Below are 12,214 nucleotides of genomic sequence, written 5' to 3'. Positions count from 1 at the left end.
CTGAAACCGCTGGCCTGTTATCGGGATAATGCTTCGACTTCTAATAATGCGAGGTCTTTCTTACGCAGTACCAGGTTGACGCGTCGGGTTTCGATATGAATAGGGTCACCCAGCGGCGCAACGCGCACGACCTGGAACGATGAGCCAGGTAGCATGCCCAGTGACAGCAGCTTCTGACGATAAGCCGGGCTAATCTCGCGGGTGAAACCGGTAATTTTCCATGCACTGTCTGGAGTGAATTGCATAGTGCCTACTTAACGAAGAAAGGTGAAATAATCAACAATACAATGATAATGAGAATGGTTTTTATCATCAATATATAAAATGTGACGGGATGTTGTTTCGGGTATTAATTTACGGCCTGTTTGACCTTGCTCAATATTTACGGGTCTGGAGGGAATGCTGGAGAAGACTTATTTGTTAATGGAGTGATAATTTGCGGTTTAAATATGGATATGCAATCGGTTTCATATATTAAGATTAATTATGGATTGGTGAGATAATTAATTTTCCTCACCCTGACCCTCACCACAAAGAGGCGAGGGGAACACCTCACAGCATATCTGCCCCTCTCCCGATAGGGGAAAGGGGCAGAGTGAGGGGTTAGCGCTTCTTACCCATCGCAGCTGCCAGCGCATCCATCATGGCGCTGTTGCCCGCTGGTTGAGCATCACGTCCACGTGGCTTCGCGGCTTTGGCGGCTGGACGCTGTTGTTCTCGGTTCGCGCCACCGTTACCCCGACGGGCATGGGTATCACCAGGCTGCTCGTCCAGACGCATCGTCAGGGCGATACGCTTACGTTGCAGATCGACTTCCAGTACTTTCACCTTCACGATGTCACCGGCTTTCACCACGGTATGCGGATCTTCAACGAACTTATCGGCAAGGGAAGAAATATGAACCAGGCCATCCTGATGCACGCCGATATCGACAAACGCACCAAAGTTGGTGACGTTAGTGACGGCCCCTTCCAGCACCATACCGGGCAGCAGATCGTTCATCGTTTCGACACCTTCGGCAAACTTCGCCGTTTTAAACTCAGGGCGCGGATCGCGGCCCGGTTTTTCCAGCTCTTTGATGATGTCAGATACGGTCGGCACGCCGAATTTCTCATCGGTAAAATCAACGGCTTTCAGATTGCGTAATTCGCTGCTGTTACCCATCAGATCGTTCAGCGCCTGCTGCGTGGCCGCCAGGATGCGCTCGACCACCGGGTAGGCTTCCGGGTGAACGGTTGATGCATCCAGTGGGTTATCGCCGTGGTTGATACGCAAGAAACCTGCGCACTGCTCAAAGGCTTTAGGCCCCAGACGGCTCACTTTTAACAACTGCTGACGGTTCTGGAACTGACCGTTCTCATCACGCCAGGAGACAATGTTCTGTGCCATCATGCGGGTTAAGCCTGCCACACGTGTCAGGAGTGGGACGGAGGCGGTGTTCAGATCCACGCCAACGGCGTTTACGCAGTCCTCCACGACAGCATCCAGCTTACGGGCAAGCTGAGTCTGGCTGACGTCATGCTGATACTGGCCCACACCGATGGATTTCGGGTCGATCTTCACCAGTTCCGCCAGCGGGTCCTGTAAACGGCGGGCAATGGAGACCGCACCGCGCAGTGACACGTCGAGATCCGGGAACTCCAGCGCAGCCAGCTCAGAAGCCGAGTACACGGATGCCCCCGCTTCACTGACGATCACTTTCTGTGCTGTTACTTTTGGGAACTGCTGCTGCACATCCAGGAAGAAACGCTCGGTTTCACGGGATGCTGTGCCGTTGCCAATAGCGACCAGCTCAACATTGTGTTTCTCACACAGCGCGGCGACAACGACGGCGGCTTTTGCAGCCTGGCCCGTGTGAGGATAAATCGTGTCGGTTGCCACGACTTTACCTGTACCATCAACAACGGCCACTTTCACGCCGGTACGCAGCCCAGGGTCAAGGCCCATCGTGGCGCGCAGGCCCGCCGGAGCCGCCATGAGCAGGTCGTGTAAGTTACGGGCAAAGACGTTAATCGCTTCGTCTTCCGCCCGCTCGCGCACCGTTCCCATGAGTTCGTTTTCCAGGTGCATCAGAACCTTGATACGCCAGGTCCAGCTCACCACGCCTTTACGCCAGCTATCCGCCGGAGCATTGTTCAGACGCAGTCCTAAATGGTCAGTGATGATCTGCTCGCAGTGGCTCTCTTTTGGTGGCTCGTCGAACTGTGGATCGGCATTAAGTGAGAGTTGCAGGATACCTTCGTTGCGGCCACGGAACATTGCCAGTGCGCGGTGCGATGGTACGGTCGAAACAGGTTCGTGATGGTCGAAATAATCGCGGAATTTTGCGCCTTCCTCCTCTTTACCGCTGACGACGGTGGAGACAATGTGGGCATTTTTCCAGAGATAATCACGCACTTTGGACAGCAACGCGGCATCTTCTGCAAAGCGCTCCATCAGGATATAGCGCGCGCCGTCGAGCGCGGCTTTGGTATCCGCGACACCTTTTTCGGCATCGATATACTTCGCGGCTTCGGTGTCCGGGTCGTGAGACGGTGTGTTCCACAGCAGGTCAGCCAGCGGCTCCAGGCCTGCTTCAATGGCGATTTGCCCGCGGGTGCGACGTTTGGGTTTGTAAGGCAGGTAAAGGTCTTCAAGCTCGGTTTTACTCAGCGTACCGTTGATGGCCTTCGACAGGTCATCCGTGAGCTTACCCTGTTCACTAATGGATTTTAGAATCGCCTGACGGCGGTCTTCCAGTTCACGCAGGTAGCCCAGACGGGTTTCCAGGTTACGTAACTGAGTGTCATCCAGACCGCCAGTGACTTCCTTACGATAACGTGCAATAAACGGCACGGTGTTCCCTTCATCAAGCAGGCGAACGGCAGCTTCTACCTGTTCAGCTCTCGCCTGAAGTTCACCCGCAATAATGCGGCAGAGCGAATCTTTCATCATGGCTTTATCATCTAATAGATCGAAAATAAGGGGGATAGTTATACGGACTGACACGGCAAAATGCCAGCCGTGGAGGGCGCTCTCAGACTATTTTACGTACTCGATTTCGTTGACATACCAGCTGGCCTCACCGGCTGGCGTCTGGACGATGGCTAAATCCCCCACCTCTTTTTTCAGCAAGGCGCGGGCCATGGGGGAGTCGATAGAGATGTAATCCTTACGACCAAAAATTTCATCGTAGCCGACGATGCGGAAACGGAGGGTATCACCGTCGTCATTCTCAATCTCTACCCATGCGCCGAAGAAGACTTTGCCTTCTTGTTGAGGGGAATAGTCGACGATCCTCAGGTTTTCCAGACATTTGGTCAGGTAACGGACGCGGCGATCGATTTCACGCAGCCGTTTTTTATTATACTGATAGTCGGCATTCTCGCTGCGGTCGCCCAGGCTCGCAGCCCAGGTGACTTTTTTGGTCACTTCCGGGCGCTCTTCTCGCCACAGGTAATCCATCTCTTTTTTGAGTTTTTCGTACCCTTCACGGGTGATCAGCGGCGTTTTCATGGTGTGACCTTTAAGACTCGACTCCGTTGCATGCTCTGCGCACATTACGTACCACAAAGCTTAACAGACAGGATTAATAATGATTTATGTGATGAAATGTGCAGATAAGCTGCTGTTAAATATGCTTTGTAACAATTTCGACTAGAATTTATACCAGAATTAGCTGGTCGTAGACGTGCACTTTTTTAGAATACGTACTGATACACTATCCGGGCCTTTGGGAGTACATACAATGCAAGAGAACTACAAAATTCTGGTCGTGGATGACGACATGCGCCTGCGTGCGCTGCTGGAGCGTTATCTGACCGAGCAGGGCTTCCAGGTTCGAAGCGTGGCGAACGCTGAACAAATGGATCGCCTGCTAACACGTGAGTCGTTCCACCTGATGGTGCTCGATTTAATGCTTCCAGGCGAAGACGGTCTCTCTATCTGCCGTCGTCTGCGTAGCCAAAGTAACCCGATGCCGATCATCATGGTAACGGCGAAAGGGGAAGAAGTGGACCGTATCGTGGGCCTCGAAATTGGTGCTGACGACTACATTCCAAAACCGTTCAACCCGCGTGAATTGCTGGCGCGGATCCGCGCAGTGCTGCGTCGCCAGGCGAACGAACTGCCAGGTGCGCCGTCGCAGGAAGAAGCCGTCATTGCGTTTGGTAAGTTTAAACTGAACCTCGGAACGCGCGAGATGTTCCGTGAAGATGAGCCGATGCCGCTTACCAGCGGTGAGTTTGCCGTACTGAAAGCGCTGGTCAGCCACCCGCGTGAGCCGCTGTCTCGCGACAAACTGATGAACCTGGCGCGTGGTCGCGAATACTCGGCAATGGAACGTTCAATCGACGTGCAGATCTCCCGCTTACGCCGCATGGTGGAAGAAGATCCTGCACATCCTCGTTACATTCAGACCGTATGGGGTTTGGGCTACGTGTTTGTGCCGGACGGTTCTAAAGCATGAGGCGAATGCGCTTCTCGCCGCGCAGTTCGTTTGCCCGCACGCTGTTACTGATCGTCACCTTGCTGTTCGTCAGCCTGGTGACGACCTACCTGGTGGTGCTGAACTTCGCGATCCTGCCGAGCCTCCAGCAGTTCAATAAGGTCTTAGCCTACGAAGTGCGTATGCTGATGACCGACAAACTGCAACTGGAGGACGGCACGCAACTGGTGGTTCCTCCGGCCTTTCGCCGTGAAATCTACCGCGAGCTGGGGATATCGCTCTATTCCAATGAAGCGGCGGAAGACGCAGGCCTGCGCTGGGCGCAACACTATGAATTCTTAAGCCAACAGATGGCGCAGCAGCTTGGTGGCCCGACGGAGGTACGCGTCGAGGTTAACAAAAGCTCGCCGGTTGTCTGGCTGAAAACCTGGCTATCGCCCAACATCTGGGTGCGTGTTCCCCTGACGGAAATCCATCAGGGCGACTTCTCACCGCTGTTCCGTTACACCCTGGCTATTATGCTGCTGGCAATAGGCGGCGCATGGTTGTTCATCCGCATACAAAACCGACCGTTGGTCGACCTGGAGCATGCTGCGCTGCAGGTCGGTAAAGGGATTATTCCTCCACCGCTGCGCGAGTATGGCGCATCGGAAGTCCGTTCGGTGACGCGCGCCTTCAACCACATGGCGGCTGGTGTGAAACAGCTGGCTGATGACCGAACGTTGCTGATGGCGGGGGTAAGTCATGACTTGCGCACGCCGCTGACGCGTATTCGACTGGCGACGGAAATGATGGGCGAAGAAGACGGTTATCTCGCGGAGTCGATTAACAAGGACATCGAAGAGTGTAACGCCATCATCGAGCAGTTCATCGATTACCTGCGTACCGGTCAGGAGATGCCAATGGAGATGGCGGATCTTAATGCGGTACTGGGAGAAGTGGTCGCGGCAGAAAGCGGCTACGAGCGTGAAATCGACACCGATCTACAGCCGGGTGAAATTCAGGTACGCATGCATCCACTTTCCATCAAACGTGCCGTTGCCAATATGGTGGTCAACGCGGCTCGTTACGGGAATGGTTGGATCAAGGTTAGCAGTGGTTCTGAGCTAAATCGTGCCTGGTTCCAGGTGGAAGATGATGGTCCGGGAATTAAACCTGAGCAGCGTAAGCACCTCTTCCAGCCATTTGTGCGGGGGGATAGTGCGCGCAGTACCAGTGGAACCGGATTAGGGCTGGCGATTGTGCAGCGTATCATTGATAACCATAATGGTTTGCTGGAGATTGGAACCAGCGAACGGGGCGGTTTGAGTATTCGCGCCTGGTTGCCAGTGCCGCCAATGCGTGGGCAGGTAAAAGAGAGTTAATGTTTTACCTCTTAGCCGAACCCTCTCCCCACAGGGGAGAGGGCCGGGTGAAGGGGCTCTTACAGCTTAGGTCCTGCACTCACCAGTGCAACGCCCGCTGGTGTATCGGTATACTTCTCAAAGTTTTCAACAAACAGTTTCGCCAGTGTTTCCGCTTTCTCACGCCACTGCTCCGGTGAACCGTAAGTATTGCGCGGGTCGAGGATATGCGTATCCACACCCGGCAGTTTTGTCGGGATCGCCAGGTCAAACATCGGCAGGGTGAAGGTCTCTGCGTCGTCCAGAGAACCGTCCAGAATGGCATCGATAATCGCGCGCGTATCTTTGATGGAAATACGCTTGCCGGTTCCATTCCAGCCAGTGTTGACCAGATATGCCTGCGCGCCAACTGCCTGCATACGTTTTACCAGTACTTCAGCGTATTGCGTTGGGTGCAGCGACAAGAAGGCTGCGCCAAAACAGGCGGAGAAGGTAGGCGTTGGCTCAGTCACACCACGCTCTGTACCGGCCAGCTTGGCGGTAAAACCAGAAAGGAAGTGATACTGCGTCTGGCTGGCGGTCAGGCGAGATACCGGCGGCAACACGCCAAATGCGTCTGCGGTCAGGAAAATCACTTTCGTGGCATGGCCCGCTTTCGACACCGGTTTCACGATATTGTCGATGTGGTAAATCGGGTATGACACACGGGTGTTTTCAGTTCTGGATGCATCATCGAAGTCGATCGTGCCATCGGCACGGACGGTGACGTTTTCCAGCAAGGCATCGCGACGGATTGCATGATAGATATCCGGCTCTGCCTCTTCAGACAGACGAATGGTCTTCGCGTAGCAACCCCCTTCGAAGTTAAACACACCATCGTCATCCCAGCCGTGTTCGTCATCGCCAATCAGGCGACGTTTCGGATCGGTGGAGAGGGTGGTTTTGCCGGTTCCTGATAAACCAAAGAACACCGCGACGTCGCCTTTTTCGCCGACGTTAGCCGAGCAGTGCATGGAGGCGATGCCCTGCAACGGCAGCAGGTAGTTCATCACGGAGAACATGCCTTTCTTCATTTCACCACCGTACCAGGTTCCACCAATCAGCTGGATACGCTCAGTCAGGTTGAAGGCGATGAAGTTTTCTGAATTCAGACCTTGTTCTTTCCACTGTGGGTTAGTGCATTTCGCGCCATTCATCACGATAAAGTCAGGGATGAAATCCTGTAGCTCTTCATCGGTTGGGCGAATAAACATGTTTTTCACGAAATGTGCCTGCCAGGCCACTTCAGTGATGAAACGAACAGAAAGACGGGTGTCGGCATTGGCGCCACAGAAGGCATCAATAATGAACAGACGCTTGCCGGAGAGTTGATGAGTGACGAGTCCTTTCAGATGCTGCCAGGTTTCCGGGGAGAGCGGTTTATTATCGTTCTTCCCTTTGCCCTTATCTGACCACCACAGCGTATCGCGGGTGGTTTCGTCACGGACGATATACTTATCTTTCGGCGAACGACCGGTAAAAATACCGGTATCGACGGCGATAGCACCAAGATTCGTCAACACACCTCGCTCGTATCCTTCCAGTGCTGGATTGAGCTCTTCCTGATACAGCGTATCGTAATCGGGGTTGTAAACGAGTTCCTGGACGTCGTGAATGCCATAAGCCTTGAGATCTTGCGGGGTTATACCTTTAACGCGCATGTCACTGCTCCTTAGCCAATATGTACTGCCTGAAATTGTAGGGTTGTTCTTAGGTTGTTAACCGGGACGGGGCTCATAGATTTACGTATCTGGACAAAACCCTTACTGCGGAAAACGCTGTGACTCCTGTCACGAAGCAGGACGGATTATCGCAGGAATCGTTTTTTGGGTGGGGAAAATGTTCTTAAAAGGTTAAATCGCGGTATATTTAACGGAGATAATGTGAATGTAATCGCATACATGTAAGAAAATTACGTAAGAGTTACATGATGAAAAGCGATTCAGCTAGTGCGACCGATTTAACCCTCTCCCCGATAGGGAGAGGGCCAGGGGGTTAGTGAACTTGTGGATCCGCCGGAGAGGCGTTATTGCGGATCTCGGCGATATCCATCGAATTGAAGACGAAGTGTGTACCGCAGTAATCGCAGTTCATATCAATCTCACCATCTTCTGCCATGATGCTATCAATCTCTTCATCTGGCAGGGTTTTCAGTGCGCCAGCGCAACGTTCACGAGAACAGGTGCACTTAAATTCCACATCCTGCGGATCGTAGAGTGTCACTTCTTCTTCATGATACAGACGCCACAGCACTTCATTGGCTGGCAGAGTCAGAAGTTCTTCTGCTTTGATGGTTTCTGTCAGTGTAGCCAGATGTTCAAAGTCGTTGCTCTGCGCATCCTGAGCAGGTAAAACCTGCAACAGCATGCCGCCAGCGGCTGGTTGACCGTCCACTTCACCCGTACGGATGAACAGACGCGTCGGGAGCTGTTCGGAGCGCATGAAGTAATCTTCCAGACACGCGGCCAGCGTATCGCCTTCCAGCCCGACAACCCCCTGATAACGTTCACCTTCGTCCGGAGAAATAGTGATCACCAGGTAACCATTACCGACCAGTGTTTTCAGGTCTGCACCTTCAGGCACATCGCCCTGAACGCGTGCAACACCGCGCATTTGTTGGTTGTTGTTGCCATTGATCACTGCCAGCGTCATTGGGCCGTCACCCTGCAGCTGCACGGTGATATCCCCCGCGAATTTCAGTGTCGCAGTCAGCAGGCTGGTGGCAACCAGCAGTTCGCCCAACAGGGTTTTTACCGGCAGCGGGTAGTTATGGTTTTCCAGGATCTGTTTCCAGGTTTCCGATACGGTAGCCAGTTCACCGCGAACGGCAAATTGCTCAAACAGATAGCGGTGTAATTGGTCGTGTTGGGCCATAATAGTCTCTCTTTCAGGTGAGTCTTACTCGTTCTCACCGTGTTTAAATTTCATCAGCTCGCGGCGTTCTTTTTTGTCCGGACGCCGATCCGGGTGCGGCATGGTCAGCGCGTTCATCTTGCGCGCCAGCGCGGTTTTTTCACGCTTTTCGACACTTTCAGGCGTCTCTTCATAAAGCGCGATTGCTTCAGTTGCCGGACGCCGATGTTCGGTAATGGCTTTAATCACCACCGTCCTTTCATCATTGCCCTGCCGCAGTGTCAGGGTGGCATTCAGTTCAACAAGCTTACTCGGCTTGCTGCGCTGCCCGTTGTAATGCACTTTGCCACCATCGACCATTTCGCGTGCGAGGGCGCGTGTTTTATAAAAGCGTGCCGCCCACAGCCATTTATCCAGCCTTACCCCGTCGGAGGGTTTTTCTTTCATGGCCTCTCCTTCATGGTCATCGTCGGGATCATCTGCCGATAGTCGTTCAGTGCCGGATGTCGCACATAGCTTTTGTCAGCAAGGCCGGAATCTGGATTAGTGACGCCCAGACAATAGCGAATGCCAAACGTTGCTGCGGAATCCAGAATCGGTTCACTGTCGTCTATGAACAGCGTTCTGCCTGGCTGCAAACCGGTTTTTTCCGCCACAGCATGCCACAGCCGCTGATCCTCTTTCGGATAACCAAATGTGTGGGTGGAAAGTAATAAATCAAGGTGTGAAGCAAGACCGGTATGTTCCAGCTTCACCGCCAGGTTATGCGGGTGCGCATTAGTCAGCAAAATGCGGCGTTTTCCGCTCGCTTTCAGTGCATCCAGGAACGGAACCGTATCTGCACGTAGTACGGCACGTGGACCGTGGGCGGTAGTCATGGCACAAATATCCAGACCCAGGCGCTCGCTCCAGTAGTCGAGACAGTACCAGTTTAGCGTATGCTGCACCGCGCTATATTGCGAGCGAATGAATTCCTGCGCTTCCTCCGGGGAGATACCCTGCTGTTCGCCGTAGGTTTCTGGCACGAGTTTCTGCCAGAAATAGTTATCAAAGGCGAGATCGAGCAGCGTGCCGTCCATATCCAGCAGGACGGTGTCAACCTCCTGCCAGGCGATATCAAGATGCATAAAGGGGAACTCTCCAGCCAGAAGACATGTGCGCGACAGGGTAGCATAACTTGCCGCGCAGTGATGTTATCCGATCAGGCTATCAGGGGCGGGGATCAGCTTAGGATTGAGACAGCTTTCGTAATATTGCTGGATCTCAGCCTGGCGTGTACGTGCGCGTTGATAGCGACGCAATGCCATGAAACCGTTCCAGAAAGTGCAGGCCAGCATGGCTAACATCAGCAAGGATGTTCCTATATAACGCCATAAACCTGCGCTATCGGGCATCCGGTGTAGATCAATATGTCGTGTACCGTTGGCATCGGTAAAGATCCCCGTCACGATCCCTTCGGCGCTGAACGGTGTCTGCATCAGCATTTGTGCCAGACGTTGAAACTCGTTCCATTGATCCTGGGCCGGGTAATCATAAAGTGAGACCTGGGGATAAGGTTGATCGACCAGGTCGCTGCCTTCATCGCTTACGATGACAAATCCGCCGGGTGCTGGGCTGTTTAGCGCCTGGGCCGCACGGGCAGTTTCACGGATCACGAATGGCGCGGTAGAGGTTGCTACCAGATTATCCAGTGATTCAGCACTGACGGGGCGCAGCAGTACGTTCACGCCATCCAGTCGACCCGCTTCCGCGCGTTTTACCAATGCATCCCAGTCTTTACTGTTTCCAAGGTTTACCAGGGCATTTTTAAGCCGTATACATTCATCCGGCGAGGCACATAAATCCTGCGTTTTCAGGACGATCTCGCCAAAATCATCCAGCAGGACCATGCCTGATTTCTGAATCGCAGAGCGCAACGCCGGGCTGACGCGGGAATCATCGTCAGGTTTAGGGTGCAACTGGCGGCTCACCGTTTGGGTAAGTGCGGTCGCTTTACCGACGACATCTGACTCTGGCAGCGGTAAAGGCGGCGCATCATTCCAGATGATTTGCGAGCAGTCGAATGGCGTAAACGGCGAGGTCTGGCGAGTGTTCCAGGAACCTGGAGCATGAATATTACACATGCCGGTTCCTTTCAGTTGCAGCGTATCGCCGACTCTCACACCCGCCTCTTCAAGCTGTTTTACGCTGGTTGCTTCGACGGTCTGTGCTCCTTTAATCCACGACAGGGTAAATTTAATGGGCATGTCGAGCGGTACAAAGGCAATCAACATAGCCAGCACCGTTGCCGCTCCCCCGGCAATGACGGTACTGCGAAGCCAGTGCTGGAGAGGGAAGTTTTTCACTTCATCGTGTAGGGATAAAAACCGCCCTTGCCGAACGACATGGCGATCGAGATAAATATCGACATCAGTTTTGTGCCCAAGATCCTGGACAATCCACGGTTGCCAGTGACGGGGATAGATGAGGTCGATAATACCGAGTGAGATATTGTTGACATGTTCCTGATCGTTCTCGCCAAACAACCCCCAGCGTTTCGGCGTCCCCCTCAGGCAGTGGATTTCGCGCAAGGTGTTTTTAGCAGGGGGGGCAAACAGGCCCCACAGTCCTGCCGCCATCAGCAGCACCGCACCGCCTGCAAGCCAGGGAACAAAGACATCAGGAGTGAGCAGACAGAAGAAAAACAGCAGGAAAGCAGCGACAATCAGTACCGCTTCCCGAATGCCATCAGGTCGACTCAGAGCGTACTCCTCATGGGTTTCCTGACGAATATTCAGCAGCTCAATCTGTTCGGTCTCTTCACCACGAATAGAGGCTTGCGTGGAGCTTGCTCGTTCCAGAGCAAAGCGTGGCGCTTCCTGAACATATTCGTTGAGTGTATGACCGTTAAGGGAAATGACCAGCGGCAGGGAATCAGTATGAATGAGCTCTACGCTGTTTTCGTCATTGATGTATTGCTCCCAGAACGGCGGCAGATGTACCTCGACGGAGTCGAGATAGTAACGCCATTTGTTGGGATCATCGGTGGTGATGCCGTAGCGCGTGATCGAGCGCGTCACGCACAGTACGGTGTCGCTTTGTGCGTTCAAATTCAGAGACACAGGGGCGGCACTCGCGCCGGTCAATCCAGGGGCCAACTGTGCCTGGTTAAGGGTATCGAGATACTGTTCAACAGTGCTGCGTTCTTCCGGCGAGAGCTTGCGGGTCGTCGCGCCCGCAAACGCATTTAAAAAGGGTAGTCGATATTGACGCTGTACGCGACGCCTGTATACCCACCCTGCAAGCAATGCGCAGGCCAGCATAGCAGCGAAAAAAATCAAAATGGTGCTCATGCTTTCCCCATCTTACTTATCTTATAGGTGTAGTCAGTTGCACCTTTAACAATGAATGAGAGTCTGTGGTTGGCTATCGGCAAGTATGGAGTCGAACTTGAGCATTTTGAAGCGCATCCCAGTGATCGCAGATAATAGCAAAGCCTGACATGGCGCGATATCAGCAAATTCCTGGAATTATTTCAACCTCTTGACTTTTGTTTTGAAATGAGGATTGATTC

General features: G+C 53.3%; 10 protein-coding genes. 2 read left to right on the top strand and 8 right to left on the bottom strand.

Annotated features, from left to right (window positions below; translation table 11 throughout):
* Positions 1-17 precede the first annotated feature (17 nt).
* The 3 genes from feoA to greB form a co-directional block, all read right to left on the bottom strand.
* Complete coding sequence (feoA, locus tag HV346_RS21355; RefSeq protein ID WP_181621156.1) at positions 18-245, bottom strand: ferrous iron transporter A; 228 nt, start codon at positions 243-245, stop codon at positions 18-20.
* Between the two features lie 358 nt (positions 246-603).
* Positions 604-2,934, bottom strand: a complete 2,331-nt coding sequence (locus HV346_RS21350) for a Tex family protein (protein WP_181621155.1) — start codon at positions 2,932-2,934, stop codon at positions 604-606.
* Between the two features lie 87 nt (positions 2,935-3,021).
* A complete protein-coding gene (gene greB / locus HV346_RS21345; protein WP_181621154.1) occupies positions 3,022-3,495 on the bottom strand; it encodes a transcription elongation factor GreB in 474 nt (157 codons plus the stop codon).
* Between the two features lie 232 nt (positions 3,496-3,727).
* Here greB and ompR point away from each other — a divergent pair, with 232 nt between their 5' ends.
* Together ompR and envZ are read left to right on the top strand one after the other, a co-directional pair.
* Positions 3,728-4,447, top strand: coding sequence for a two-component system response regulator OmpR (ompR, locus tag HV346_RS21340; protein ID WP_001157751.1), 720 nt, complete (start codon positions 3,728-3,730; stop codon positions 4,445-4,447).
* Positions 4,444-5,790, top strand: a complete 1,347-nt coding sequence (envZ, locus tag HV346_RS21335) for a two-component system sensor histidine kinase EnvZ (protein ID WP_181621153.1) — start codon at positions 4,444-4,446, stop codon at positions 5,788-5,790. Before ompR ends, envZ begins: the two co-directional genes overlap by 4 nt.
* 59 nt (positions 5,791-5,849) lie before the next feature.
* Here the strand turns inward: envZ and pckA are convergent, their stop codons facing one another.
* The 5 genes from pckA to HV346_RS21310 form a co-directional block, all read right to left on the bottom strand.
* Positions 5,850-7,469 carry a phosphoenolpyruvate carboxykinase (ATP) gene (gene pckA, locus HV346_RS21330; protein ID WP_181621152.1) on the bottom strand — a complete coding sequence of 540 codons (1,620 nt, stop codon included), beginning with the start codon at positions 7,467-7,469 and terminating at the stop codon, positions 5,850-5,852.
* Positions 7,470-7,803: 334 nt separating this feature from the next.
* Positions 7,804-8,682 carry an Hsp33 family molecular chaperone HslO gene (gene hslO, locus HV346_RS21325; RefSeq protein ID WP_181621151.1) on the bottom strand — a complete coding sequence of 293 codons (879 nt, stop codon included), beginning with the start codon at positions 8,680-8,682 and terminating at the stop codon, positions 7,804-7,806.
* 24 nt (positions 8,683-8,706) lie between these two features.
* Complete coding sequence (gene hslR, locus HV346_RS21320) at positions 8,707-9,108, bottom strand: ribosome-associated heat shock protein Hsp15 (RefSeq protein WP_181621150.1); 402 nt, start codon at positions 9,106-9,108, stop codon at positions 8,707-8,709.
* Positions 9,105-9,788, bottom strand: coding sequence for a GMP/IMP nucleotidase (yrfG, locus tag HV346_RS21315; protein ID WP_181621148.1), 684 nt, complete (start codon positions 9,786-9,788; stop codon positions 9,105-9,107). The genes hslR and yrfG overlap by 4 nt, the downstream gene beginning before the upstream one ends.
* A 66-nt stretch (positions 9,789-9,854) precedes the next feature.
* Complete coding sequence (locus HV346_RS21310) at positions 9,855-11,993, bottom strand: intracellular growth attenuator family protein (RefSeq protein WP_181621147.1); 2,139 nt, start codon at positions 11,991-11,993, stop codon at positions 9,855-9,857.
* Positions 11,994-12,214 lie beyond the last annotated feature (221 nt).

Origin of the sequence: Enterobacter sp. RHBSTW-00994 (assembly GCF_013782625.1) — a bacterium.
Lineage (GTDB): Bacteria > Pseudomonadota > Gammaproteobacteria > Enterobacterales > Enterobacteriaceae > Enterobacter.
The sequence above is the reverse complement of the archived record's forward strand: the minus strand, read 5'-3'. Positions and strand labels throughout refer to the sequence as shown.